At 63.3% G+C, this 24,936-nt stretch carries 31 protein-coding genes; 13 read left to right on the top strand and 18 right to left on the bottom strand.

What is annotated here, in order from left to right; translation table 11 throughout:
• Positions 1-33: 33 nt before the first annotated feature.
• The gene (locus NKI79_RS00335; RefSeq protein WP_352799282.1) at positions 34-342 is read left to right on the top strand and encodes a hypothetical protein; all 309 of its coding nucleotides are present in this window, start codon (positions 34-36) and stop codon (positions 340-342) included.
• A gap of 44 nt (positions 343-386) precedes the next feature.
• Here NKI79_RS00335 and NKI79_RS00330 read toward each other — a convergent pair whose 3' ends face one another.
• The 3 genes from NKI79_RS00330 to NKI79_RS00320 form a co-directional block, all read right to left on the bottom strand.
• Positions 387-992, bottom strand: a complete 606-nt coding sequence (locus tag NKI79_RS00330; protein WP_352475566.1) for a DUF6456 domain-containing protein — start codon at positions 990-992, stop codon at positions 387-389.
• A 61-nt stretch (positions 993-1,053) separates the two neighbouring features.
• Positions 1,054-1,638, bottom strand: a complete 585-nt coding sequence (locus NKI79_RS00325; protein WP_352475567.1) for a GcrA cell cycle regulator — start codon at positions 1,636-1,638, stop codon at positions 1,054-1,056.
• A gap of 121 nt (positions 1,639-1,759) precedes the next feature.
• Positions 1,760-2,158 carry a hypothetical protein gene (locus NKI79_RS00320; protein ID WP_352799280.1) on the bottom strand — a complete coding sequence of 133 codons (399 nt, stop codon included), beginning with the start codon at positions 2,156-2,158 and terminating at the stop codon, positions 1,760-1,762.
• A 74-nt stretch (positions 2,159-2,232) separates the two neighbouring features.
• Between NKI79_RS00320 and NKI79_RS00315 the strand changes: the two genes are divergently transcribed.
• Positions 2,233-2,937: an XRE family transcriptional regulator gene (locus tag NKI79_RS00315; protein WP_352799712.1), complete on the top strand. Its 705-nt coding sequence runs from the start codon at positions 2,233-2,235 to the stop codon at positions 2,935-2,937.
• 200 nt (positions 2,938-3,137) lie between these two features.
• Here NKI79_RS00315 and NKI79_RS00310 read toward each other — a convergent pair whose 3' ends face one another.
• Positions 3,138-3,440, bottom strand: coding sequence for a hypothetical protein (locus tag NKI79_RS00310; protein WP_352799278.1), 303 nt, complete (start codon positions 3,438-3,440; stop codon positions 3,138-3,140).
• 184 nt (positions 3,441-3,624) lie between these two features.
• Here NKI79_RS00310 and NKI79_RS00305 point away from each other — a divergent pair, with 184 nt between their 5' ends.
• From NKI79_RS00305 to dinB, 3 genes are all read left to right on the top strand, one after another.
• The gene (locus NKI79_RS00305; protein WP_352799276.1) at positions 3,625-3,987 is read left to right on the top strand and encodes a hypothetical protein; all 363 of its coding nucleotides are present in this window, start codon (positions 3,625-3,627) and stop codon (positions 3,985-3,987) included.
• 67 nt (positions 3,988-4,054) lie between these two features.
• Positions 4,055-4,513, top strand: coding sequence for a GNAT family N-acetyltransferase (locus tag NKI79_RS00300; RefSeq protein WP_352799274.1), 459 nt, complete (start codon positions 4,055-4,057; stop codon positions 4,511-4,513).
• Positions 4,514-4,626: 113 nt separating this feature from the next.
• Positions 4,627-5,868, top strand: coding sequence for a DNA polymerase IV (gene dinB, locus NKI79_RS00295; RefSeq protein WP_352799273.1), 1,242 nt, complete (start codon positions 4,627-4,629; stop codon positions 5,866-5,868).
• 26 nt (positions 5,869-5,894) lie between these two features.
• On the opposite strand, the gene NKI79_RS00290 is transcribed toward dinB, so the two are convergent.
• Positions 5,895-7,415: an FAD-dependent oxidoreductase gene (locus tag NKI79_RS00290; RefSeq protein WP_352799271.1), complete on the bottom strand. Its 1,521-nt coding sequence runs from the start codon at positions 7,413-7,415 to the stop codon at positions 5,895-5,897.
• Positions 7,416-8,042: 627 nt separating this feature from the next.
• Here NKI79_RS00290 and NKI79_RS00285 point away from each other — a divergent pair.
• Positions 8,043-9,200 (top strand): sulfite oxidase, encoded by a 1,158-nt coding sequence (locus NKI79_RS00285; RefSeq protein ID WP_352799270.1) that lies wholly within the window; start codon positions 8,043-8,045, stop codon positions 9,198-9,200.
• Positions 9,201-9,269: 69 nt separating this feature from the next.
• Here NKI79_RS00285 and NKI79_RS00280 read toward each other — a convergent pair whose 3' ends face one another.
• Genes NKI79_RS00280 through NKI79_RS00270 form a run of 3 tightly spaced genes read right to left on the bottom strand, consistent with a single transcriptional unit; the run spans position 9,270 to position 10,772 of the window.
• Positions 9,270-9,551: a hypothetical protein gene (locus tag NKI79_RS00280; RefSeq protein WP_254819686.1), complete on the bottom strand. Its 282-nt coding sequence runs from the start codon at positions 9,549-9,551 to the stop codon at positions 9,270-9,272.
• Positions 9,541-10,452 carry a sigma-70 family RNA polymerase sigma factor gene (locus NKI79_RS00275; RefSeq protein ID WP_352475574.1) on the bottom strand — a complete coding sequence of 304 codons (912 nt, stop codon included), beginning with the start codon at positions 10,450-10,452 and terminating at the stop codon, positions 9,541-9,543. Before NKI79_RS00275 ends, NKI79_RS00280 begins: the two co-directional genes overlap by 11 nt.
• A gap of 8 nt (positions 10,453-10,460) precedes the next feature.
• Entirely contained in the window at positions 10,461-10,772 is a 312-nt protein-coding gene (locus NKI79_RS00270) for a hypothetical protein (RefSeq protein WP_352799269.1), read from the bottom strand.
• A 144-nt stretch (positions 10,773-10,916) separates the two neighbouring features.
• Here NKI79_RS00270 and NKI79_RS00265 point away from each other — a divergent pair, with 144 nt between their 5' ends.
• Both NKI79_RS00265 and NKI79_RS00260 read left to right on the top strand, forming a co-directional pair.
• On the top strand, positions 10,917-11,282 hold the full coding sequence (locus NKI79_RS00265) for a VOC family protein (RefSeq protein WP_254819689.1): 366 nt from the start codon (positions 10,917-10,919) through the stop codon (positions 11,280-11,282).
• Positions 11,283-11,513: 231 nt separating this feature from the next.
• Complete coding sequence (locus NKI79_RS00260; protein WP_254819690.1) at positions 11,514-11,738, top strand: hypothetical protein; 225 nt, start codon at positions 11,514-11,516, stop codon at positions 11,736-11,738.
• Between the two features lie 16 nt (positions 11,739-11,754).
• Here NKI79_RS00260 and NKI79_RS00255 read toward each other — a convergent pair whose 3' ends face one another.
• From NKI79_RS00255 to NKI79_RS00225, 7 genes are all read right to left on the bottom strand, one after another.
• The gene (locus NKI79_RS00255) at positions 11,755-12,984 is read right to left on the bottom strand and encodes an MFS transporter (protein ID WP_352799266.1); all 1,230 of its coding nucleotides are present in this window, start codon (positions 12,982-12,984) and stop codon (positions 11,755-11,757) included.
• The gene (locus NKI79_RS00250; protein WP_352799265.1) at positions 12,981-14,363 is read right to left on the bottom strand and encodes an NAD(P)-binding domain-containing protein; all 1,383 of its coding nucleotides are present in this window, start codon (positions 14,361-14,363) and stop codon (positions 12,981-12,983) included. The genes NKI79_RS00255 and NKI79_RS00250 overlap by 4 nt, the downstream gene beginning before the upstream one ends.
• A gap of 45 nt (positions 14,364-14,408) precedes the next feature.
• Positions 14,409-14,741, bottom strand: a complete 333-nt coding sequence (locus NKI79_RS00245) for an ArsR/SmtB family transcription factor (RefSeq protein ID WP_352799264.1) — start codon at positions 14,739-14,741, stop codon at positions 14,409-14,411.
• Between the two features lie 69 nt (positions 14,742-14,810).
• The gene (gene arsC, locus NKI79_RS00240; protein WP_352799263.1) at positions 14,811-15,233 is read right to left on the bottom strand and encodes an arsenate reductase (glutaredoxin); all 423 of its coding nucleotides are present in this window, start codon (positions 15,231-15,233) and stop codon (positions 14,811-14,813) included.
• Positions 15,230-15,916, bottom strand: coding sequence for an aquaporin (locus NKI79_RS00235; protein WP_352799262.1), 687 nt, complete (start codon positions 15,914-15,916; stop codon positions 15,230-15,232). Before NKI79_RS00235 ends, arsC begins: the two co-directional genes overlap by 4 nt.
• A gap of 16 nt (positions 15,917-15,932) precedes the next feature.
• Positions 15,933-16,265: an ArsR/SmtB family transcription factor gene (locus NKI79_RS00230; protein ID WP_352475581.1), complete on the bottom strand. Its 333-nt coding sequence runs from the start codon at positions 16,263-16,265 to the stop codon at positions 15,933-15,935.
• A gap of 70 nt (positions 16,266-16,335) precedes the next feature.
• Entirely contained in the window at positions 16,336-16,983 is a 648-nt protein-coding gene (locus tag NKI79_RS00225) for an NAD(P)H-dependent oxidoreductase (protein WP_352799260.1), read from the bottom strand.
• Between the two features lie 296 nt (positions 16,984-17,279).
• On the opposite strand from NKI79_RS00225, the gene NKI79_RS00220 reads away from it, so the two are divergent.
• The gene (locus NKI79_RS00220; RefSeq protein ID WP_352799259.1) at positions 17,280-18,023 is read left to right on the top strand and encodes an SDR family oxidoreductase; all 744 of its coding nucleotides are present in this window, start codon (positions 17,280-17,282) and stop codon (positions 18,021-18,023) included.
• Positions 18,024-18,067: 44 nt separating this feature from the next.
• Here NKI79_RS00220 and NKI79_RS00215 read toward each other — a convergent pair whose 3' ends face one another.
• Positions 18,068-18,658, bottom strand: coding sequence for a DUF922 domain-containing Zn-dependent protease (locus NKI79_RS00215; RefSeq protein ID WP_352799258.1), 591 nt, complete (start codon positions 18,656-18,658; stop codon positions 18,068-18,070).
• 332 nt (positions 18,659-18,990) lie between these two features.
• Positions 18,991-19,416: a MerR family transcriptional regulator gene (locus tag NKI79_RS00210; protein ID WP_352799256.1), complete on the bottom strand. Its 426-nt coding sequence runs from the start codon at positions 19,414-19,416 to the stop codon at positions 18,991-18,993.
• 62 nt (positions 19,417-19,478) lie between these two features.
• Between NKI79_RS00210 and NKI79_RS00205 the strand changes: the two genes are divergently transcribed.
• Positions 19,479-20,222 (top strand): cation efflux transmembrane domain-containing protein, encoded by a 744-nt coding sequence (locus tag NKI79_RS00205; protein ID WP_352799254.1) that lies wholly within the window; start codon positions 19,479-19,481, stop codon positions 20,220-20,222.
• An 814-nt stretch (positions 20,223-21,036) separates the two neighbouring features.
• A complete protein-coding gene (locus tag NKI79_RS00195; protein WP_352799710.1) occupies positions 21,037-21,681 on the top strand; it encodes a peroxiredoxin-like family protein in 645 nt (214 codons plus the stop codon).
• Between the two features lie 410 nt (positions 21,682-22,091).
• Here the strand turns inward: NKI79_RS00195 and NKI79_RS00190 are convergent, their stop codons facing one another.
• Positions 22,092-22,400 (bottom strand): hypothetical protein, encoded by a 309-nt coding sequence (locus NKI79_RS00190; RefSeq protein ID WP_352799252.1) that lies wholly within the window; start codon positions 22,398-22,400, stop codon positions 22,092-22,094.
• Positions 22,401-22,532: 132 nt separating this feature from the next.
• Here NKI79_RS00190 and NKI79_RS00185 point away from each other — a divergent pair, with 132 nt between their 5' ends.
• Together NKI79_RS00185 and NKI79_RS00180 are read left to right on the top strand one after the other, a co-directional pair.
• Positions 22,533-23,972 carry a LuxR C-terminal-related transcriptional regulator gene (locus NKI79_RS00185; RefSeq protein WP_352799251.1) on the top strand — a complete coding sequence of 480 codons (1,440 nt, stop codon included), beginning with the start codon at positions 22,533-22,535 and terminating at the stop codon, positions 23,970-23,972.
• 93 nt (positions 23,973-24,065) lie between these two features.
• Positions 24,066-24,830: a pseudouridine synthase gene (locus NKI79_RS00180; protein ID WP_352799250.1), complete on the top strand. Its 765-nt coding sequence runs from the start codon at positions 24,066-24,068 to the stop codon at positions 24,828-24,830.
• The last annotated feature ends 106 nt before the right edge of the window (positions 24,831-24,936 follow it).

The following is a 24,936-nucleotide window of genomic DNA, read 5'->3' as shown; positions in this document are numbered from 1 at the left end:
TCTATTAGAGGGACGTTAATGAAGGAGGTAGCTATGAAGAAGCTCCTGCTTGCCTCGGTGATCGCCATCGCCTCGGCGGCTTCCGTGATTGGCCCGGCCAATGCCGGCGGCAGCGTCACGATCGGCATCGGCAACGGCTATGACGACGACTATTATTATCGCCACCATCGGTATTCCGATTACGACGATGAGTACGTCCCCCGTTACCGCTATGATGTCTATAACGAGGACTACGCGCCGCGCTACCGGTACCGGCACCACCGGCGCTGCCATACCGAAGTCATCAGGCACTGGCGTCATCACCACCGGATCATCGAAAGAATCCGTGTCTGCCGTCGTTGACGGATCGATCCGGCCGGTAGTGCCGGCCGGATCGGCGGGGCTCCTCATCTCGGCTTGCGCATCAGCATCATGCCGTAATGCACGGCTAATATGTCGAGCCCGATCTTGAGTAGTTTCACCACCACGTCGCGCGGTTCGCCCGCCTGTTCGGCCAGGCTCTTGACCGTTGCGTCGGCACAGCAGACCTTTTGCACGATGCCGGCGATCTCCCAATGGACAAGCGCCCTGGTGGCCTCGGCATGGTCGCGGCCGGCGGACAGGATGTGTTCTGCGACGCCGCTGCCAGTGCGGCCGCCGTCGACACGCTCGGCCCAAGCCATCGGCTTGGCGGTTGCCTCCGACGAACTGCGGAAATCCTGGCGGTAGCGCATCCCCGCCTCGCGCTGCTGGCGCGACAGCGAGGTGAGGCCGCTCAGCGGGTCGACATTGCGCACCCGCACGATGCCGCCGGTCGCAGTGTGGCCGTCATTGGAGACCTCATAGAGGCGCGCCGCCTCCTGTGTTCCTTTGGCCAGCCGCTTGCGGCCGAACCTGTCGTCTTTCAGCGCGAAATCATGGCCGATCTCCTTGCGGATGCGCACCTGCTCGGCCTCGCCCTTCGGCAATCGCGTCGGCCTGGCTTTGGTCTTCTGGGCGATTTTGCTGCTCATCGGCTCGGTCCTCCTGGTTTTTTGTCGTCGGGCTCTGGCGAATTTCCGTCATCCACTGGGCTCAAATCGTTTCGGCCGGCAGCGTGCGCAGGAAGCGCGCCGCGTGATAGGCGCAGTAACTTTTCGAAGGCTTTGTGCGCAGCCCGCAGCACAGCATGTCCAAACCGGGGCGACTGCCGGTGGCATCGTTTTCGGCATCCTCCTGCAGCGTCGTGTCGAGCGGCGCGCGGCAACGGTCGAAAAGGCAATCGATGAAGCGCATGGCGGCGAAATGTGGCTGGCGGCCGCCGGCGGCGATCGGGCGCGGCGCGGGCATTTCGAGCCGCTCGCCATCGGACCCGGTGATCCGAGCCGGACCCGGCTGCCAGGCCGGCGGCGCCAGCCTGGCCGACAGCCTGGCGGGGCGGCAGCGTGGCTCGGCCTTCGGATCGGCCTCCGCTTGGCTTGCGGCATTTGATGGCTCAGGCGCCGAATCTCCGAGCCGGCCGCCCGAGCGTCCGCCACACCGGCCCTTGGATCTGGCAAGGCCGATGGTGCGCAAACGGGCGGTGCGGTGGACGATGCCGATGATGGCCGCGCGCGAGGCCGGGCGGCCGCCCAGCGCGGTCAACCGGGTGGCGATCTTCGCGGCCGACAGCCCGCTCATCAATAAGTTCTCGATTTGTTCCAATTCAGAGGCGGAATAGCGGGCGGCCATGATGTTTTATTCCCTGCAAGGGTGGTTGTGTGTGGCGCCGGCTTCGCCGGCTCTCAGGCTGGAAAGCCGATCAGCCTTCGCGTGGCCTGCTACGATCGAGCTTCATCTCGGCCGCCTGCCTGGTTGCGCCGGAGACTGCCTTGCCCATCCGCTTGTCGAAGGCGATGACCGTGCCGTCTTCGGTACGGATCCAGGAAACCGCGGCACCCGCGTTGCCGGTCGACGGGTAATTCGTGGCCGGAGCCGTGAGGGGAACGGCTCCGGCCGTTCCGGCCGCTTGCGCTGCCGGAACCGAGGCGCGAGCCTCGGGCATCGTCCCGGCCGGGGAGGAGGACAGCCGCGACGAAGGGGAAAGGTTTGGCACATGCATGGCCTTGGCGATCGGTAGCGCTACCGCCTCCAGGCGACCGCTGCCGGCGCGCTGAACGGCGGATTTAAGGACCGAAAGCTGGTGAAGCGACTTGTGCATGACCGCATAAGAGCATAACTCAAACACTAATGCAAGTGATTCTTGCATAGACGAAACCGAATCTTATGTCTCAGATGGGAGCCATGGCGAAAACTGCACTGTCGATCAAGGTCGGAGCGGCGATCCGCCGGGCGCGCAAGCAGCGCGGCCTGGTGATGCGTCACATTGCCGAGCACAACGACACCGACGTCGCTGCCGTCGGCAATTGGGAAACCGGGCGCAACCTGCCCAAGACCGAGAACCTTTTGAAGACCGCCGCCTTCCTGCGCGTCGACCCGGTGGCGCTCGGCAAGGGCGAGGTCGTCTTCCTCGAAGATGCCGGGCCGGTTGCCGATGCGGAGATCGTCACCGATCCTGGCCCCCTGCCCGCCGGGCCGATGGATATCCAGCTTCTCGGCACCGCCGTCGGCGGCGACGATGGCGACTTCACCTTCAACGGCCAGCCGGCCGGCTATGTCCAGCGGCCGCCGGGGATCCGGCATCTGCGCAACGTGTTTGCGCTGCACGTGCTGAGCGATTCGATGGTGCCGCGCTACGAGCCCGGCGAGATGATCTATTGCGGCGGCCGCGAGGCCGTGCCCGGCGACCATGTGGTGATCGAGACGCTGCCCGAAGAGAACGAGCAAAACGGCAAGGCCTTCATCAAGAAGCTGGTCAAGCGCACCGCCGCCGAGCTGATCGTCGAGCAGTATAATCCGCCCAAGACGCTGACCTTCAACCGCTACGCCATCAAGAACGTCTTCCGCGTCATTCCGCTCAAGGAATTGCTGGGGTATTGAGGAGGGTTTTCCCTTCTCCCTTTTGTGGGAGAAGGTGGCCGAGCGAAGCTCGGTCGGAGAGGGGTGCCGGACGGATCGCTACGTAAGGCCTTAAAATCGTTTCATATTTTAACGCCGAGTTTCTTCCAGCACCCCTCATCCGGCTCGGCGCTACGCGTCGATCCACCTTCTCCCACAAGGGGAGAAGGAAGTTCCCCCCCTCAAGCCCGCCTCGACTGCTCCGGCTCTTGACCGTTGAGCAGGCGCGCCTCGGCGCGCACCCGTTGCCGGTCGTCGATGAAGGCGGCCTGGATCGAAACGGCGGCGCCCGGCAGGCCATCGGCACGGCAGGCCTTGCAGATGAGGCGCCCCGAAAGCGCTGATAGCGGCGTCTCCGGCCTCACCCCATGCCGCTTGAGCTCGGCCGGCTTCCACCACCTGTTACGGCCGCAATCGATGCACTCGACGGCAATCGAGACGACATCGGCGATCGTCGCTTCCTTGCCCGCCAATGCCATAGCCATCCCTATCATTGTTCCTGCTTTGTTCCACATCATTATCGGTTTTCGAGGCGGAGTCGAGTCGGTTCCGCTTACACCAACGTTAAAGTTTCACTTGTTCAATTATTTGAGTTATGCTTATATCTCATGCGGGCTGGTATCGGCGCGAGCCACGGAACCGCAGCCGGCCGGCAGCAAGGAAACGACGATGAACCCAGCCCAGTTCGCCCACGCCTGCGGCTATAGCGGCGACAGCCCGGCCATGCTTGCCGCTTTCGCGGCCATCCGCCAGGACGGCATCCGCAAGGCACGCCAGGGCCATCGCCAGCGCAAGGCGGCGATTGACCAGATGAAGCTGAGCCGCGTTCTGTTCCTGGCGGCGATCCGCCCGGCGCAGACAGCCGAGGAGGCACTCGAGGACGCCGCCCGCTTCCTGTCGATGTTCCGCAACATGCCGCGCTGGCGGCAGGAAAGGCGCGCCGCCGACCTCGCCCGTGCCAGACAGCAGCGCCTCTTCGCCCGCTTCTTCCGCCGCTACGGCCACCGCCTCTGGGCGATCGAGACCGCCTGAAGGCGCCTCCCTTACAAGTCAAAACGGATATTGCGATCGCCGACGTCGCACCGTATGTCTTCGCGCGATGAGCGAGATCGAATTCCGTCGCGCGCAGGCGCCCGACCTGCCGGCGATCGTTGCAATGCTTGCCGACGATGTGCTCGGCGCAGACCGGGAAGACCCATCCACGCCGCTTGCGCCATCCTATCTCGATGCCTTCAGCGCAATCGATGCCGATCCCAACCAGTTGCTGGCCGTGGCTGTCGAGGCCGGGCAAGTGGTCGGGACCCTGCAACTCACCTTCCTTCCGGGTATCTCCAGGAAGGGTGCCTGGCGCGGCCAGATCGAAGGCGTTCGCGTCGCCCGGCAATGGCGCTCGCGCGGCGTCGGCAAGCTGATGGTCGAATGGGCGATTGAAGTGTGCCGTTCGCGCAATTGCAGCTTCGTCCAACTCACCACGGACAAAGGTCGACGGGAGGCGCATGCTTTTTACGAGCGCCTCGGTTTCACCGCCAGTCATCTCGGTTACAAGATGGCGCTGTAGATTGCGGCGGCGGCCTTCGCGCTGCTTGACAATTCACCCGCAATGTTCTCTTTATGTTCCAATCAAAACTCGAGACAATGCGGCGTTCGAGTGGCCGCGGGCGAACGGGCCGGATGGAAGCCAACATCCTCCACGCGGATCTGGATGCCTTCTATGCCTCGGTCGAACAATTGCTCGACCCGGCCTTGCGCGGCAAGCCGATTGCCGTCGGCGGCGGGGTAGTGCTTGCCGCATCCTATGAGGCCAAGGCGTTCGGCGTGCGCGGCGGCATGCCGGGACGGCGGGCGCGGGAACTCTGCCCGCAACTCATTTTCGTCGGCGGCCATTTCAAGGACTATCAGCGGCTGGGCGATGCGGCAATCAAGGTGCTCGGCGATTTCACGCCGGTGGTCGAGCGGATTTCGATCGACGAGGCCTTTGCCGACGTCGCCGGCTGCACCCATTTGTTCGGCTCGCCCGCCGAGATCGCCGGCAAGATCCGCCGCCGCGTGCGGGCCGAACTCGGCTTGCCAATCTCGGTCGGCGTAGCCCGCACCAAGCATCTGGCCAAGATCGCGTCACAGGTCGCAAAACCTGACGGGCTGGTGGTGGTCGATCCGCGCCACGAGCTGGAATTCCTCCATGAGCTGCCAGTCGGGCTGATGTGGGGTGTCGGCCCGGTCACCAGGGAGCGGCTGGCCGGCATCGGCGTCAACACCATCGGCGAGCTGGCGAAGACCAACAGTGCGGCGCTGGAGCGCCTGCTCGGGCCGGCGGCGGGAGAGAAACTGAACGCGCTGGCGTGGAACCGCGATCCGCGCAAGCTTGAGACGCAGCGCCGGGCGCGCTCGGCCGGCGCGCAATCGGCGCTCGGCCGAAAACCGGCCGACGAGCAGGTCTTCGTCCCCGCTTTGCTGCATCTGGCCGACAGGGTCGCCACCAGGTTGCGTGCGAAATCCCGGCCCGGCCGCACGGTGACGGTTCGTGTCCGCTTTGCCGATTTGCACTCGGTGACGCGCTCGGTCACGCTCGACCAGCCGATTTCGGCAACCGCCATGCTGGCCGAAATCGCCGAGGCGCTGGTGCGCAAGGTGCTCATCGACCATCCGCACGAAAAGACCATCTCGCTGCTGGCGATCGCCGTATCGCATCTGGAGCAGCATGCCGGGCTGCAACTGGAGCTGCCGCTCGGGCTCGACGACGACCGCCGCCGCCCCGGCACCCGGAAGGGCGCGGCGCGCTGGATCGCGGATCGCGCCATCGACAAGATCCGCGACCGCTTCGGCTGGGAGGCGGTCGGCTACGCCTCGGTCGCGCTCGGACTACAGCGGTCGGTTCCCGACGCATTTCGGGAGCTGGCCGAGAAGGAATTGTGAGTTGCGCGGCGGGGGCGAAAAGAAAATTATCCGACAGGAGCCAGGGGCGATACGGCCGGCCCGTTCAAAGCCGTGCCGTCGACGGCAAAATGCGAGCCGTGGCAGGGGCAGTCCCAGCAGCGTTCCAATGAGTTCCAATGGACGTGGCAGCCGACATGGGTGCATGCGGCCGAGCGCTTGTGGAGCGTGCCGTCCTCATCGCGAAAAGCCGCGACTTTGGTAAGCCCTTCGCGCACGATGGCGCCCTCTCCCGGCCGCAGCTTATCGGCGGAATCGATTTCGCCAGGCGCGACATACTCGGCAAAACTCCTGATCGCTGTCGCATTCTCCGCCAAATAGTCGCCGATCGCCCGTACCGTCTTGCGGGAGGGTTCGTAAAGTTCCCGCCAGGGGCTTTCCCCCTTCAGGATCAGGTCGGAAACCAATTGGCCGGCAACAACCCCATGGGTGATGCCCTGACCGGAATCGCCGGTGACCACGAAGACATGCCGGTTGCCGGGATTGCGGCCGATGAACCCGGCATAGTCGACGGTCTCCATCACCTGCCCGGACCATCGATTGGTTTCCGCGCCGATATCGGGCATCAATTTTTTGATCCAGTCCGCCAGGGCCGCGAAGCGGTTGTCGGCATCGTCGGCCTGCCCTGTCTTGTGGTCCTCACCACCGACGATCAGAAAGTCGGTTTTGCCTTCACCAGGCTGCAGGCGAACGTAGTGATAGGGATCCAGCGTGTCCCAATAGAGTGCATCCGGCAAAACGTCGCGCGCGATCTCGAACGACATCGCGTAGGTCCGATACGGCGCTTGCTTGGTGTGGAGCGCGACCCGATCGTTGATCGGCGAATTAGTGGCGACAACGGCCGATCTGGCAGACACGGTAAAGCCCGAGACCGTGCTTACGCGGACGCCGCCGTCGGTCTCCGCGACCTTGTCGACGATGGTCTCCGCATAAAGCATGCCGCCGCGCGCGCGAATGCCCGCAGCCAGCCCGCGGAGATATTCGAGGGGGTGAAATGTCGCCTGATTGGCGTATCGAAGGACGGGCGTATCCGAAAAGCCTGCAAACGACACGCCTGCGGTTTTCTCGACGTCGACACCGATCTTCAGAGCGGCGTCCAGTTCGCGCTCGATGACGGATTCCCGTCTGCCTGACGCCGGAAACAGAAAACCGTCGAGGCGGCGGAAGTCACACGCGATACCCTCCGCCTCCAGGATCGATTGGATACGGTCGATAGCGGCCGACTGGCTTTGGTAGTAAATCCGCGCCAGTTCCTCGCCGCGCAATTTGATCAGTTCCGAAAAATAGTCGTCGCAGATCGACGACAGATGCGCGGTGGTGCGTGCCGTCATGCCGCTTCCGATCCGGCCGCGATCGAGCACTGCCACCTTTTGCCCGGCGATCGCCAGTTCGTAGGAGACCGACAGTCCGGCAATGCCAGATCCGACGACCACGACATCGACCTGTTCACTCCGCTCGAGCGGAACCGCCTCAGGCGCGACTTCGGTTGCCGCCCAAAGCGATACAGTCCTTTCATCGCTGACATTCATGGCGGAACCTCCAGACGTGATAGCCGGTAAACGGGCGCGAGGGTTCAAAGTTCCTCGACGCCTGAATGCCTGCGTAAGCTTGACGGCACCGCCGGTCCGCCCCGACGCGTTGTGAGCCGGCCTGCTGGGCGGTGCGATGCACTTTGGGTCAGGAGGGATCGTCTCCTGCAAATGCGACATTCGAGGCAGCCCTGGTCGTCAGACCAAAGCGTTGCGCCGCCCCAGGCGATCAGGGCGGTGCCGGCCGCACGGCCAACCCACGGGCCGGCAGGAAACAGCGGTTCGACGAGAACCCACGAAGGTCCCGAAATGCCCTAGAAGCGGGCGTTCGGCAGCGATCCGAGCAGCAACGATTTGGCAGAACCGGAAATCGGCATGGAATGCTGCAATCATCATCATGTCCCGTCCAAGTTGTGGACACTTCCTTCTCAAAGGCGCACTCTTGGCATGCGAAACGCGAGCCAGAGTTTCGTCCAACGCTTCACATGCCTGACTTGCGTCGGTGATTGTCTGAGCCATCCGGATACTTCCGAATGGGCAGACCTCACATTGTGTCGCCTATCCGTGATCAGGCTACGGCCGAAGGCACGTTGCAGCCCGTTCCGGATCAACTGGGAGGTAAACAACATGCCTGATTTTCAGCGCAGAGAACTTCTTGTTCAAGGAAGCGCGGCTCTTGCCGCAATTGCTGCTCTCTATACCTCGCGTCGGGCTTACGCTTTTCCAACACGGCCGAGCGAGGAAGTTATTCCATGGCTGGATCAGCCGACCGAAAATCCCGATCCGGTAGGTATCCAGAAGCAGCTTGTCTGGGAGGATTTGGATAGCTGGATAACGCCAAACGACAAGTTCTTCAGCATCTCGCATTTCAACCGACCAACGATCGACGAGAAGACATGGTCGATGGAGATCGGAGGCCTGGTTAAGAAGCCCTTAAAATTGACGCTCGCCGACATCAGGGCACGACCGCGGCAGGAGGTCGTTTTCACAGTGGAATGCTCGGGCAACCACGGGTTTCCCTTTTTCACCGGCGGCATCGGCAATGCCCGCTGGGCTGGGACGCCGCTCGCCCCGATCCTCGAGGAAGCCGGCGTTCTGGAGAAGGGCATCGAGGTCGTCTTTTTCGGTACTGACAAAGGCGAGGTCGCAATACGCGACGTCAAGATGCAGCAGAACTTCGCTCGCAGCATGTCGCTCGCCGACGCGATGAACCCCGATAATCTCCTCTGCTATGAAATGAATGGAGCCGTCTTGCCGGCGCCCAATGGCTTCCCGGTACGGCTCATTGCGCCAGGCTGGTACGGGATCGCCAACGTCAAGTGGCTAAAGCGCATCGAGGTTCGCGATACGCGGTTCATGAGCCTTCTGATGGCCCGTGACTATGTGACCATCCGGGAGGAGGACCACAACGGCGAGACCGTATGGGCCGAGACGTCAGTCGGGCGAGCGCTGATAAAGTCCGCGCCTGCGAAGGTTACCCGGAAAGACTCAGATTACCGCATCGTTGGCGCAGCCTGGGGGGCGCCGATCGACCGGGTCGAAGTGCAAATCGACCAGGGGCCTTGGGCACCAGCGACCATTGACCACAGTGAGGAGGCAGAACACGCCTGGAAAATTTGGTCCCTGGCTTGGGCAAATCCCTCTCCTGGAGAACACACGGTGACCTCGCGCGCGGTCAGCACCACGGGACAAATTCAACCGGCGATGGACGATCCCTTGATTGCCAAGAAACACACATACTGGGAGAGCAATGGCCAGGTGACGCGCCGCGTGGGTATCGGCTAGAGCATTTTGCAGCTAAATGGAGTCATTTGGCGTCCGCATAAATGCGGCAAAACAGATAGTTAGAGCGGGTTACCGGTTCCAGGAGAGCCGGAACCGCTCTAAGAACTTGCTGCCATGTGGCACTTGCGTTTGGGTCAACCAGGAGGAGGCTGCCTGATCCGAAGGCTGGCGCCGCTCTATATCGAGCATGGCGGCTGTGGGCCGTAGATCCTCGTCGCGACGATACCGCTCCCCGAAATTGGAAGCGGAGCCCTTCAGCTTGGTGACCGAGGCGATGGCAGACTTGTTCGGTGGCGCAACCTTGGCCACGTCGCCTCCGCGCGCCATCTCGGCAAGCCCCTCACGGATCAATCGTACCGATCTCCGCATCGGGCAAGCACCAGGGTGCGTAGCGGAAATCGCGGATCTGGACGACCAGCTCGTCCCGCCATTCGACCAGCATGAAGCCGCGCACGGCGCCGTCCGGGTCCCCAGGGTTGCGGATGAGGATCGCCGGCCGGCCGTCGACAAAGCCCAGCGACAGCGCCCAATTGGTCGCGCGGTCGTAATTGCCGAAATAGGTCGACACTTCGGCCTTGCCGCGCAGGCGGACGCGGTTGACGACATCGAGCCGGACGTCCTCGGCGATCAGAGCCCTGACCGCGTCGAAGTCGCGCGCGTTGAACAGGTCGACATAGCGCCGCAGCCGGCGCTCGTCATCGGCGTCGAGCCTCGGCGCGAGCGCCTGCGCGGGCTGCAGCGCCAGCAGCTTGAGCTGCGCCCGCCCGCGATGCAGCGCGGCCTTGGTGGCGGCGAGCGTCGCGCCGGTGACTTCGCAGGTCTCGTGCAGGTTGAGGCCGAGCACGTCGACCAGGATCACGGCGCTGCGCTGCGGCACCGAAAGCTGCATGAAGGAGCGCAGGCCGGTCTGGGCGGCGAGCCGGCTGTCGGCGCTACCGGAGGGGTCCTCGATGACGCTCATGTCGGCCTCGGTCATGCGCGACCTTTCCCGATTGCGCCGCCGCAGATGATCCTGCGCGGCATTGTGGGCGATGCGAAACAGCCATTGCTCCGGCCGTTCGACCATCGCGCCGCCGTCGATCGCCTGTAGCGCCTTGATCAGCACCTCCTGGACGATATCCTCGCCGTCGATCACCGAGCCGGCCATGCGCGCGCAGTAACGATGCAGCCTTGGCCGCAACCCGACGAGCATCGCCTCCAAAGTCGCCCTGTTCATTTTCGGCGTACCGTCCCATTTCTGCGCGAGCGGCATGGCAGGCGCTACCCGGCTTTCTGATCCGCCAGCATACGGTAGTTGCCGATGACTTTGACAGGCGACCGCATTGCCGGGGTGGAGCGGCGCTGGGCGTGGTTTTCCGTAAACGCCTTGAAGGCCGCAAGCCCGGTCAGCGCCGACGAATCGCCGTCCTGACCGACGATGTGGACGAACGAACCGTCGTCCAGCTCGAGCACGAGATAGCGCACCGTCGGCGGTGCCGCCTCGCCCAGCGCTTCGAACACTTTTTCGACCAGCGCGCGGTTATTGTCCAGGTCGGCTCGGTTCACACCATATCGAATGAGCGCATAGTTCATCGTCGTCTCCTGACTGGTTGGTATGAACGAAGGACGACCGGCCGCGCCGAAAAGATTCTCATTACCGAAGAATCTTTTCGGTTGCCCGCATCGTCTTTCCCGCGTGGGCGGCTGCGCGGCAGCCATCAAGCAGGAGAGACGATCATGCATATCCAGTTCGCCGAGCTTCCAGTGTTCGACCAGGACCGTGCCAAGGCGTTCTACACCAGGCATCTCGCCTGTCAGGTGCTGGCCGACCAGAAGATGGGCGATGGCGGCTGGCGCTGGATCGAGCTGGCATTTCCGCATGCCGTGACGAACCTGCATTTCATCAGGCGCGCCGACGACACCCCCGCCGCGGAGCCGGTATTGGTGCTGGTCGACGAAAATGTCGGAGCAATGACCGCGGCGTTGAAAGCGGGCGGCGTCGAGATCGTCACCGAACCTCATGAGGCGCCGTGGCAGCCGGGCCGCACGGTGGCGGAGTTTCGCGACAGCGAAGGCAACCGCATGGTCCTCGCCAGCCGATAAGCCTCCGGAACCCTCTGTCTGGCGGGGCGTCGTACCTAAGTCCTACCTCCGGCCGGACCATCGGCCGTGCTTCCTTCGCATTATTATTTCGTGACCTCTGCGCGCCGGAACCTTCCCTTGCATCGGGCGTTCGGGCGCTGTATTCGCGATGCCTCATATTTAGGCAGGCGGAGGAAATGCGAATAAGGGCGGGTGGCAAAACAAACATGGGCCGGGGAGGAGCATCTTACCATGTCGAACCGTAAAATCGGAATGTCCCACAGTTTGGGGCTGCGCGTTGCTGACCTCAAAGCCAGAATGCGAAGCGCCCAGATCACCGAGCACGAGATGAAGACGTTTCAGAAAGTTGCCGCCATCATGGGAGGCGCCGAAGGCTCCCTGCGGCTGGATGCCGACGATCTGATTGCCGCATCCTTCCTTGCCGATCCCCTAGAAGATCTCCCGCTACCCAGGTGAAGGGGGTGAACGCTGGTCAAATCCTATGGGATTGAACCTGCGATTCCCGCCGGCGGAGCATCCGCCACCCCAAGCCGCATGCCAGGAGGACGTTGGCCAGCGCCAGACCGGAAAGCGCGGCCAACGTCCCATGCGGGCCGAAGCGCTCCAGCAGCAATGCGCCGGCCGAGGGTGCCGCCGCCTGGGCGATCAGGCTCGGCATGGCGAGGCGACCCATTAGTCTCGCATAGCCGTTCGAGCCGAACAGCGCGAGCGGCAGCGTTCCCCGTGCGATGGATTCGAGGCCGATGCCCGCGCCATAGAAACTGAGCGCCACCGGGATGATTGGCATGCCGGCCCAGAGCGCCGAAACGCCGATCGCCACAAAGGCAACTGAGGCGAACTTGGTCAGGATCGGATGGTGGTAGCGCGCAATCATCATCTCGATCGCGCGCGCCGCCACCTGGGACGGGCCGACCAGAGCGCCGAGCCCGACGGCTGCGGCCAGCGCCATGCCGCTGCCCTGCAGGATGGTGAGCAGATGCACCGACAGCGTCGAGGAGATTACCGCCGCAAGCGTGAGGGTCGCGGCCAGAACGATCATGATCGACGGATCCATATTGTTTTCCAGGACCGGTGCCGCCTCCTGCAATTCTGGTTTGACTGCCGGTTGCGGCGCCGCGCGGGGCAGGATCACCAGATAGAGCGGAAGCGCAATTGCCAGCTGAAAGGCGGCGTAAACCAGGCAGGTGCCGCGCCAGCCGACCTCCCCCAGCAGCAAGGCTGAGATCGGCCAGCAGATCGTGCTCGCAAGACCGCCGAACAGCGTCAGCGCGGTGATTGCGGAGCGCGCGCCGTGGCCGTAGTGGCGGCCAAGCGTGGCGAAAGCGGCATCGTAGAGCCCCGCACCCATGCCCAGTCCGATGATCAGCCAGGCAGCGATATAGGCCGCAAGGTTGGGAGCAAGGGCTAGCCCGATCTGGCCGACCCCGATGCATCCGGCGCTGAATGCCAGGACGTTGCGGCCGCCATGCCGCTCGATCGATGAACCGACGCGCGGAGAGATCAATCCCGCCATGAGCAAGCCGAGAGACAGCCCGCCGACAACCCATGCCAGCGGCCAGCCGGTATCGGAGGAGACCGCCGGTGCAATGACCGCGGGAAGATAGTAGGACGATCCCCACGCCATGATCTGCGTCAGGCCAAGCGTGGTTATGATCGCGCCGCTGCTGCGCAGGATGGCCGTCGAAGGCGGCGAAAGGCTCATGCCGCGACGCTGCAGCCGCAACCGCTTTTGCCGATCGTCTTCGCTTCGACATCGGCGACACAGCAGGCATCCGAAGCGGCGGGCGCCGGACCGCCGCAGCACCCCTTGTCGGCAGTACCGATGGTCGGCACGGTGCAGACGCCGGTCTCCGGCAGCACGAGCTGGACATTATCGGCCGCCACCATGTCGCCGGCGATCGCTGCGGCGACGGAGCGGACCTGCTCATAGCCGGTCAGCAGCAGGAAGGTCGGCGCGCGGCCATAGCTCTTGATGCCGACCGTATAGAGCCCTTGCTCTGGATGGCTGAGCTCGCGGTGGCCGTGCGGCGGCACGTCGCCGCAGGAGTGCTCGTTGGGATCGATCAGCGGCCCCAGTGCCTTGACGCTTTCCAGCCACGGATCGAGCTCGAGCCGAAGCTCGCGCGTCAGCGACAGATCCGGACGTTGTCCGGTCGCGGCGATGATGCGGTCGACCGGGCCAAGCGCCTGCAAGCCGTCCCTGGTCTGGCCTTCGACGACCAGCCGTCCGTCGGCATCGCGGATCGAAACAGCCGCAAAGCCCGTCACCAGCCTGACGCCGCCGCTCTCGGCGAGTTCGCGCACTTCGGCGCCGAGTTCGCCGCGTGCCGGCAATTGGTCGGCATCGCCACCGCCATAGATTCGTACCAGGTCGGTGCCGCGCGTTGTCCAGATGAAAGCCGTGCCGGCCTCCACATTTGCCAGGCTGGCGAGATCCAGCAATGCATTGGCGGCCGAATGGCCGGAACCGGCGACCAGCGTCGTCTTCCCCGCATAAAGGCTGCGATCGCGGCCGAGAATATCGGGTATGCCGTAGGCGATGCGGTCGGTAAATTCGGCTTCGCCTTCTGCAGGAATTCCGCCGGCGCCGAGCGGGTTCGGCATCTGCCAGGTTCCCGACGCATCGATGACGGCGCGGGCGCTGTCGCGCCTGGTGCCGGTGGAGGTTTCGACTACCAGCATGAACGGCCGGTTTTCGCGTTCCTTGCTCAGCACCTTGTCGGCGCCCCAGCGCGAAATGCCGACGACGCGGGCGCCGGTTTCGATCGACGGCGACAATTGCGGAAGCTTTGCAAGCGGCTCGAGATAGTCCGCGACGAGGTCGTCCGCGGTCGGGAATGCCTCGGGCTCGGCCATCCGCCAGCCATGTGCCTCGAGTAAGTCTCTGGCCGCCTGATCGACGCAATAACGCCAAGGCGTGAACACTCGGACATGGCCCCAATCCCTGAGATTGGATGCAACCGCATTGCCGGCTTCGTAGACTTTGACAGGAATGCCCTGCGCGATGAGGTGGACCGCTGCCGCCAGACCGACCGGCCCGGCGCCGATCACCGCGACGGGGAGTTTTTCAATTATTTCCATGTCTTCCATCCTTCCGGTAATTTCGAATTATGTCGCCAAAAAAAATCACGCCGTCGTCTTGGCCGTCGCTTCCGCCGATGCCGGCGCGCAGGTGGCGTCGGCGCAGCATTCGTCCGCGAGGTATCCGATGAGCCCGTTCATGGCGGGATAGTTGGCCCGGCAGATCAGCGTGGTCGCCTGGCGCTCCTGCGTTACCAGGCCGGTGTCGACCAGTCGCTTGAGGTGATGCGACAGCGTCGAGGCGGCGATGCCGAGCCTGTCCTGGATGCGCCCGACCGGCAGCCCCTCATCGCCCGCTCGCACCAGAGTCCGATAGAGCTGCAACCGCGTCGAGTTGCCGAGGGCTTCAAGTTGCGCGGCTGCTTTTTCGAGTTTCATGGAAATAAGCTATTTCCAGAATCGCTGCACGTCAAGAGAATTTCGACAAAGATCGAAATAAGACGATATCTAGCCGACGCGCTTACCGCTGGCGTCGATGACGACCTCGCCGTCCTCCTTGGTGAACGGGCCGATATCCGGATTGGGCAGGATATCGAGCACCGCTTCGGAGGGTCGGGCGAGCATGGTGCCGAGCGGCGTCACCACGATAGGCCGGTTGATCAGGATCGGATGCGCCAGCATGAAATCGAGGATCTCGTCGTCGCTCCACTTGGGGTCGCCCAGGCCGAGTTCGCCATAGGACGTGCCCTTCTCTCGTAGCAATTGGCGCGGCGTCATGCCCATCGCCGCGATCAGCTCGACGAGTTTTTGCCGCGATGGCGGGTTCTTCAGATATTCGATCACCTTCGGCTCCTCGCCGGACTGCCTGATCATGGCCAGCGTGTTGCGCGAGGTGCCGCAATCAGGGTTGTGGTAGATGGTGATGGTCATTGCGCAGCTTTCATCTGTCGGACTGGTTTCGGTTGGGCGAGCAGCCACCCTGCCAATGCCATGGCCAGCAACGCGCCCAAAAGCTCGGCGGCGATGAAGCCCGCCAGATCGGCGGGGCGGATCCCGGCAAACGTGTTGGAGAACGCACGGGCGATGGCGACGGCCGGATTGGCGAAGGATGTCGACGCGGTGAACCAATAGGCGGCGGTGATATAGAGCCCGACCAGCCAGGGGATCGAATCCGGACGTGAGCGCAGGCCGGCGAGGATGGTGAAGACCAGCCCGAAGGCGGCAACCAGCTCCGCAATCCATTGCCCGCTTCCGGTCCGCACCGTCGCCGACACTTGCAGGATCGGCAGTTCGAACATCGCATGCGCGAGCAACGTTCCGGCGATGCCGCCGGCAATCTGGGCGGCGACGTAAGCAAGCGCTGCGTTCGTTTCGATCTCGCGTCGAAGCGCAAATACCAGCGTCACCGCCGGGTTGAAGTGCGCTCCGGATATCGGCCCGAATATGGTGATGAGCACGACCAGGATCGCCCCGGTCGGCAAGGTGTTGCCGAGCAGGGAGACGGCGACATCATTGCTCAGCCTGTCAGCCATGATGCCGGAACCGACCACGGTGGCGACCAGCAGAGCTGTGCCGAGGGCTTCGGCGGTAAGGCGGCGGGAAAGATTGACCAAGACGAACCTCCTCCCCCTAGCAGTTGCAGGTCACGGCCTGGATGACCGGCTGGCAAAGTTCCGGCGCGCCATTGCAGCAATCCTCCATGAGGTAGGCCAGCAGATCGCGAAAGCCGGTCATATCGGCGAAGTAGCGCACGCTGCGGCCCTCTCGTTCGGTCCGCACCAGGCCGGCATGCGACAGGATCTTGAGATGGGCCGACATCGTATTCGGCAACGCGGCGAGCCGTGAGGCGATCTCGCCCGCAGCTACGCCCTCGGCGCCGGCCCGCACCAAAAGGCGAAAAACGTCCAGCCGGGTCTCCTGGCCGAGCGCGGCAAGTGCGGAAAGGGCGAGCGTCTTGTCCATATTTCCAGATTTCCAGAAATGGGGAATAGAGTCAACGCGCGCCTATGCCGGTGACGGCTCGCCTAGCTTATCAGCCAGGCACTGTGGCGGCGACCGCATCAGCGCGACCAAGGCTTGCAACCGCTTTCCTGACCCGCTGCAGATGCGCCTGGCGACCGGCGGCCGAGACGCTGTCCATCCGGTAGAGCGCCACGAATTTGGTCCGGCACAGCGGATGGCAGACGGAGCGGAAGCCGCGCAGCAGGGTTCGCCGGCCGGGCTGTCCCATGATCCACGACATCAGCGGCGTGGCACCGCATGTGGTCATCGCCATCACCCGGCGTATGTGCCGCAATTTGGGCCGTGGACCGCGGCGTGCGGTCGGAATCTCGAAAGCGAAGCCCGGCACCAGCACGCGCTCCAGCCAGCCTTTCAGCATCGCCGGCAGGCCATACCACCAGGTCGGGTAAATGAAGACGACCGCCTCCGCCCAGAGCAGCTCCTGCGCATGTTCGTGCACGAGTTGCAGGTTCGCCGCCTTGTCGTGGTAGCCGCGCCACTCCTGCGTGCGCATGACTGGATCGAAGCCGGTCGCATAGAGATCGAGCAGATGGACCTGATGGCCGCGTTCGGCAAGCGTCTCCAGCACCATATCGCGGACGGCGCCATTGAAGCTGTCCGTGCAGGGATGGCAATAGACGACGAGGACCTTCATCTTGCGCTTAGCCCGGTCGGTCACGAAAGGATCGCGGTGGTGCCTGCAGGCGCGTCGCATGCAAACAAGCCACCCGCAGACATAGTCGATCAGCTGTTTTCATGCGAAGCCCCGCAGCCCGTATCAAGACGCAACAGCTCCAGTCACGTCAAGGCCCGCTCATTCGCTCAAAGAAAATTGCGCAGACATGGGCTTGCCGGAGGGCGCTGTCCCGGCCCTTCTGTCCCGCAAGCCGTCCGGTCCTTCAGTCGCCCATAAGCATTGCTTTCAGAGCATCCGCACCTAGCTTCAGGGCGTATCCAAAACCTCGGGAGAAAAAGATGCAGACAGGAAAACTGAGCGGCAAGATCGCCTTGGTGACTGGTGCCTCCTCAGGCATCGGCGAGGCCACCGCCTTGGCGCTGGCGTCCGAGGGCGCCACGCTGGCGATTGCTGCGCGGCGCGCCGAGCGCCTGGACAATCTGGCGAGGCGGATCCGTGAGACCGGCAGTGCGGCGCTGCCGATTGTCGTCGACGTCACCGACGAAACGCAAGCCACGGCGATGGTCGAACGGGTCCAGCAGGAGTACGGCCGGCTCGACATTCTGCTTGCGGTTGCAGGCGTCGGCGTCGCCGCGCCGTTCCGCAACACGACGCCGGAAGAGTACCGCCGGATGGTCGACGTCAACATTCTCGGGCTGCTTTATCCGATCCATGCGGCACTGCCCTCGATGCAGCGGCAAGGCGCCGGCCACATCGTTGTCGTCTCGTCCGGCACCGGCCGTTATATCCACCCTTCGGTGGTCTATTCCGGCACCAAGCACGCGGTGAGCGCGATGGCGGAATCGCTGCGCCGCGAGATCGGAAAGGACGGTATCCGCGTCACCTGCATCGAGCCCGGCGCCGTCAAGACCGAGTTCACCCAGAATATGCGCGCCGATGTGCGCCAAGCGGTCGAGCAAAGGCTGGGCGACATGGAGCAGCTGGAAAGCGAGGACATCGCCGCCGCCATCTTGTACGCGGTGACCCAGCCGCCACGGGTCAACGTCAACATCCTGACCCTCTATCCGACCGAGCAGGCGTGAGGGCCGCAAAGGTGGTACCCTGCCGCCTCCGCAGCCCTGCAGCATCATCCGCCGGTCATCAGCGTGAACACAAGCTGCCGCAGCTTGCCGCCCGGGCCGAATTCGACCCGGTCGAAATCACGGCTCGCCTGCCGCTGTGCCTGCGAAATTCCGGCGAGACGTCTCGTCACTTCGGTCCTGACCTTGCTGCAGCCGCGGTCATCGGCGACGGTCAGGCCGATGGTGGCCGCCTCGATCTTATGCACCATGTCGATGATGCTGGCGCCATGCACCTTCTCGTGGGCAGCAAGGCCGGCTGAGAATATCTCCCAGTTCTTCTGGATTGCGCCCGGCAGCCGCGCGGCCGGCTTCGGCAAGGTGTAGGTGATCATCAGCTTCGGTAGCGCCGACACCAGTACGCAGGCGTCGCCTTGCGGCTGGTAGTCCCTCACCCAGGTCAGCTTGAAATTGGTATGCGCGATGACGCGGCGCTCGCCGAGCAGCGGCCCGCGCCCACCGATCGAGGCATAGAGCTCCGGCCCAGATTGCCCTGAGATGGCATAGGTCTCGACCTTCTCGACCGCCTGCCAGCCGGCATGCGCCAGCGATGTCGGCAGACAGGCGAGCAGCAGGCAAAGGCGAACGGCTGTTTTCATGCAAGTCCTCGCAGCCGCTGCGCACGATGCAAATGACATGCAGTTCCCTTCCGTGGACATAGCCGGCGGCCGGCTATAGTGGGATGCTCGTATACAAGAATCCACAGGCAACGCCATGTCGCCACGACCGAACATTGCCCGGCAACGCCCTGCCCCCCGGACCCAGCCTCCCGGTGTCAGCCTGCCGCGCGCTGTCTAACTTGGCCTGTGCTCGCGCAAGTCGGAGTGCGTTATCGCTTCTAGCTGACACTGAATGCTTCGATTCGGGGTTGACATTCTGTGAAGGTGCGCCGGTTGCCGCCCGCCCGCGAACGCTGCCCTCACCTCTCCGATCAACTTGCCGCCAACTTCCCATGCGCATGCGTTCGGTCGGCGAGCGTTTCGATCACGCGACACTCGCCGACCCGCCCGCAGGCGCATTCCTCGACCATCTTCCGCAATTCCCTGCGCAGAGCGGTGAGACTGGCGATGCGCTTCTCCACCTCGACCAGCCGCGCCTTCGCGATCTCGTCGGCGCGGGCGCATGATTGATCCGGATCATCCTGCAGCGAAAGCAGCGTACGGATCGCATCAACCTCGAAGCCGAGTTCTCGCGCGTGCCGGATGAAGGCAAGCCGCGCTACTGCCCTCCTTCCATAGCGTCGCTGCTTTCCTTCGGTTCGACCCGTTTCGGGCAACAGGCCAATTTGCTCGTAGTAGCGGATCGTCGGTATTTTCACCTCCGCGCGACGAGACAATTCACCGATCGACAAATCCATAAAAAGCCTCTTGAACCTCTAGCCACTAGAGATCCTACAGTGTCTTCATTGAGGAGTCACCCATGTCTGAAGCTTGCTGCGATCATAAAACCAAAAGCTGTGCGGGACCGCCGCTGGTTCTGCCGGCTAAGCTGCACGGTCATTCGCATGATCGTGCAGCGGAAGCCTCATGCTGTTCGGGCGGCGTGCCGGTCTTTGACGGCATGAACCCGCGCTACAAGCGTGTGCTGCGGACGGTCATCGCTATTAATGCGGCCATGTTCCTGACCGAAATGACTGCGGGCTCACTTGCCGATTCTCAGGCGCTGAAGGCCGACGCGCTGGATTTCCTCGCCGACACCCTCACCTATGGGCTGAGCCTCGCGGTCATCGGCGCGAGCTTGAGGACGCGCGCAACGGCTGCGCTGCTCAAGGGTCTGTCGCTCAGCCTGATGGCGCTTTGGGTTTTCGGCTCGACCGTCTATCAGACGCTGATCCTCGGCGTACCCAGCGCGGAAGTCATGGGCATCTTCGGCTTTCTGGCCCTTGCCGCCAATCTTGCTTCCGTTGGTTTTCTGATGCCCTACAAGGATGGTGACGCGAATGTCCGATCGGTTTGGCTGTGCTCGCGCAACGACGCGATCGGCAACATGGTGGTGATCGCCGCAGCTCTCGGCGTCTGGAGTACGTCAAGCGCATGGCCGGATCTGGCCGTCGCCGCACTTATGGCCGGTATCTTTCTAACCTCATCGGTGCGAATCCTGCGGCAGGCCTGGAGCGAATACCGCGAAGGCGCACCAGACCGAACGACTGTGCCTGCCGAATGATCTGTTGGTTATGTGGGCAAGAGCGGATGTCCAGGATACCCGTCTGGTTGTCTGTAATCGGCTCACGGAGCGACGCTTTGTGAAAGCGCCGCTCCCTGTCTTCTGCACGATCCCCGCCTGATCACGCACGCTGCCGGAAAGGGCGACGTCTCCGACGGTGATCGTGACCAGGTCGCAACCCCGCAGCTTGCTGTCGATGGCAAGATCGAACAGCGCAAGATCGCGTTCCGCACCTGATACTGCAGTCGCGTTCGGATGCTCCAGACCTCTCGTGCCTTGGGCGGAGGCTTCTGACCGACGATGTGGCCCGTGTTCCAACTGCGCATGGTGCTTCTCCTATGCCGCCCTCCACAGCCGCAGCGCCCGATGCGGGCCTGCGAAATTGCAACGTCTAACGTGGAGCCGCCTCCCAGGATTCAGTTCGGAAGGTTACCGACTTGCGCCGCGCCCGATGAAGTGGACCACGCAATGCGCGCAGTCGCGCCATTTGTTGCGCTTCTAAAAAGCGTAAGGGCTCAAGTCGACCAGGGACGCCCATCTGGAGGATAAATCGACTTCGCCGCTGGGTCGCCCCCACGGATGAGACGACCCACTGTTCCGCGGCGCTCGAGACGGCTCGCGAAACGGGCGACCCGCAGATGAATTTTTCGTGTTATGATGCGCTTGCAACGCGCGAAATCTCGACCTCGGCAATATGGCAGAGGTCGAAAGCTATTGCCTTGGCACAGGAAGCTTTCGCCCCCGGCAACTTGATCGCCTCCGAAACGCTGGGTGTGCTGCTTTCCCTGACTGACCCAGGGCGAGGAGGTTGTCCATGTCCACGAGTAGTATCGACCGCCCGCTGCAGCCGGGCGACCGGGCACCGAATGTTGTGCTCAATGCGATCTCACGCGAAGGCAAGATCGCGCTCGATGATTTTCGAGGCCGTAGCCCGTTGTTGATCGGTTTGTTCCGAGGCCTGCACTGTCCGTTCTGCCGGCGCCATGTCGCGGCGATGGCGCAACTTAAGCCGGCCCTGCGTGAGAAAGGCGTCGAATGCCTGGCGGTGGTCAATACGCCAGTCGAGCGGGCGCGGCTCTATTTCCGTTACCACCCGGCACCCGATCTTCTCGCTGCATCCGACCCGGAGCGGGCCTCGCACCGTGCCTTCGGCTTGCGCGAGGTCGGGATGGAAACGGTCATGGCGATACCGTTCCATCTCCCGGGCGAGTTGCCCGAGCCTATGGACGTCATGGCAATGAATGAATTTCTTAACAAGAAGGAAGGTTATGAGATTACGGAAGTCGATCAGCAGGCGATGGCTTCCAGCCAGGCGCAGCTTGTCGGTCAGTTCCTAATCGACCGGGCGGGCATCGTACGCTGGAACTTCACTGAAGTTCTGGAGGATGGCCTTAACACCTTCAGAGCGCCGAATCCCGAGGAATTGATGTCGGCAGCTTCCCAAGTTGAACATACTTAGGCTGCGGAACCAGGCTGCTGAAAGCTCGCTCGACGAGCACCGAACTGTGGTGATTTTGGATTCAACCATCATCGAGATGCTCAGGCGCGGAGCGGAGGGCTAACGGCCGGCTGGCGTGCCGTCCAAGTGGTACAACGCGTGGTCCAGGCGGAGTGGCGCATGGTCGTCTTCGAGCCCCATAAAATCCCCCTCATGAGTTAGGACGTCCGGTGGGCACTGGGATGGTCTGCTGCCCGGGTGTGTACCCGGCGCGTTTACCTGAGGTGTCGCCCGGTGTCGGGCGGCAGCATCGGGAAGGTTCCTGGGCGCGTTGAAAGCGCACGGCGCTGAGCGGATCAAGATCGATCCGGCGCGGTCTTCTGCTCAACATTGCCGAAAGCTTGCGCCGCAAAGGGGCGGATCGCTGGTTGCTAGCGGGCGGCGAGCTTGTCGGACCGTTTGCAATACAGGCGGACGCCGACGGGCACGATCTCATAGCCGGCGTTGTTCAACTGGAGCTTCATCTCCTCGAAATGCCGCTTTGAGCCGCTGACGATCGATTCAGGCGTGTAGTTCCAGCCGTTGCGGGCGGCATTGGCCAGGATGTCGGCGTAGAGTCGCATGCTCGTGATTTTCACATCCGATTCCAGCACCTGCCTGCATCCTCTTGCGAACGACGGCGACGGGGCCGCAGAAGAACTCAAAATCGTGCATGCAATAACGACCGAAACGGTACGCATGGAAGCCCTCCCCTGACTACAGCTGTTGCTGCGGGCGACCTTGCAGTTTGTGCGTCAGCGGCGGCATCGGGCAGATGCAGTATTCGACCTCCTGCATTTGTAGTATTCTTCCGCTGGGGACGGGGTTCCGGCATGATGCTCAACGACGCTTCGAAAGCGCAGGCGCTCGATGCCTTGTCGGTTCGCGAGCGCGCGGTTGCGGAAAAATTCGCGTCCGGTATGACTTACCGTGAAATCGGCAAGGCGCTTTTCATTGCCCCGACCACAGTTCGCACTCACCTTGCGAGCATCTACGAAAAGCTTGGCGTACGGACCAAGATCGGGCTTGCGACCTACTTTAGCGGTATCCCGCGCGCGTCGCAGGAAGCGCTTATGCCTTTGTCCGAAGCCCCGCCAGCGCTTGCCATATTCCCGATTGAATGCCTCAATTCCGAAGAGCGATGGCGTCGCTTTGCCGATGGCCTGTCGTCGGACATCACCATCGACCTGGCGCGCTACGCAGGCTTGCCTGTCATAGCCTTTCACACGATGAAATCACTGGGCAGCAAGCCGGCCGATTTTGCCGCGGACGGGAAGACGCTCGGCGTCACCTATATAGTTTCGGGCCGGTTGCGCGCCGACGACCAGAGGGTTCGCTTGACGATAGAGCTTGCCGATGCTCGTAACGGCGTCAGCCTGTGGAGGGAGCGCTACGACCGGCCTGTCGAGGACATTTTCGAGCTGCAGGACAGCCTGACCGAAAGCATCATCAATGTGTTCGCCGGCAGTTACGGAACCCTCGCCACCGTCGGCCGCAACGCGGTTCGCCGCAAGCCGCCGGCCAGCCTGCGCGCCTATGATTGCTATCTGCTCGGTGTAGAACAGCACACGACGTTCAGCCGCGCGGGCAATGCGGCGGCGATCCGTCTGTTTTTACGAGCGCTGGAGCTTGACCCCACTTTCGCCAACTGCTGGGCCGAACTCGCCTATGCGTATTCGATCGAGGCCTGCAACGGCTTTGGCGACGACGTGCTGACCTCGATCGAGAACTGGCGGACGGCGGCCGAAAACGCACTGCGCCTCGACCCGACGGACAGTTGCGCCCACGCGTGCCTTGGCAACCTCAGAGCATGCCTTGGCGATCTCGAAGGAGCGGAGAGCGCCCACCGGCGCGCTCTCGAATACGGCTTCAATCATGCCGGCATATTGCCGCTACTTGCCGGCAGCAAGGCGTTTGTCGTTGGCGATCCGGCCGAGGCAATTCCGCTCATCGAGCGTGCCATGCGGCTTAACCCACTGGCCCCGCCCTGGTATTTCGGCATGCAGGGCCGCATTCTGTTCGCCGCCGGCAGACACCGGCAAGCTATTGCAGCGCTCCGCCGGAGTTCGCCGGAGTCGCCGGACGTGCTGATGTTTCTGGCGCTCGCGCATGCGGCCACGGGTGAGGCCGGCGAAGCGGCCAGGTTTGCCGCCCGTTTGAAAGCCGAAGTCCCCGAATTTTCGGTCGAACGCTTCATCGCTGCCTATCCCGTGACCAATCCGGATGCCGTGCTGGCCATACGCGACGCCGCAAGGCTGGCAAGGCTCATCTAACAGGGCCGCATGCATCCGAGGCGACATTCCAGTCCTTGCGTGGACACAGCCGGCAGCCGGTTATACTGGAAACGCGTAACGAGAACCAACGCCATGTCGCCGCGACCGAACATTGCCCGGCAGCGCCCTGCCCCCGGGACCCAACCTCCCGGCGTCAGCCTCTGTCGCGCGCTGTCGAAGCTTGGCCTGTGCTCGCGCAAGCAGGCCGAGCTTCTGGTTGCCGAGGGCCGCGTGCGGGTCGCCGGCAAGATCGTGCGCAACGGCTCGATGCGCGTCGATCCCGGCCGCGACCGCATCGAGGTCGACGGCCGCCGTGTCGCCGCCGAGCGCAAGGTCTATCTGATGCTCAACAAGCCGCGCGGGCTGGTCACCACGCGTGACGACCCGCAGGACCGCGGCACCGTCTATGATTGCCTGGCCGGGCTCGACCTGACTTTCGTCTCGCCCGTCGGCCGCCTCGACAAGGCCAGCGAAGGCCTGCTGTTGATGACCAACGACACGCGCCTCGCGCAGCGCCTGCTCGACCCCGCCTCACATGTCGCCAAGACTTATCACGTGCAGATCGGCGCCCTGCCCGACGAGGCCATGCTGGCGAGGTTGCGCGCCGGCGCGACAGTCGACGGCGAATTGCTGACGACCCGTTCGATCGAGTTGCTGCGCGGCGGCACCAGCACCGCCTGGCTGGAAATCGTGCTCGACGAGGGCCGCAACCGCCATATCCGCCGGCTGCTCGCCGCCCACGATATCGAGGTGCTGCGCCTGGTACGGATCGCGATCGGATCTCTGCAACTCGGCGACCTTGCCAAGGGCAAGGTACGCCATCTGACTGCCGAAGAGCTGGCGCTGCTTCGGGCCTGAGCGACCAGGCACTGGAGACCCCTCGAACCGAAGCGGCAATTGACATTTGCATCTCTGTTTCATATTTTCCATTTGTGAAACTGAAATGCGCCGATGCAGTCAAAGT

This window comes from Mesorhizobium sp. M0340, assembly GCF_040321535.1.
In the GTDB taxonomy this organism is placed as follows: Bacteria; Pseudomonadota; Alphaproteobacteria; order Rhizobiales; family Rhizobiaceae; genus Mesorhizobium.
Note: the sequence above shows the minus strand (reverse complement) of the source record. Positions and strands in the feature narration are given on the sequence as shown.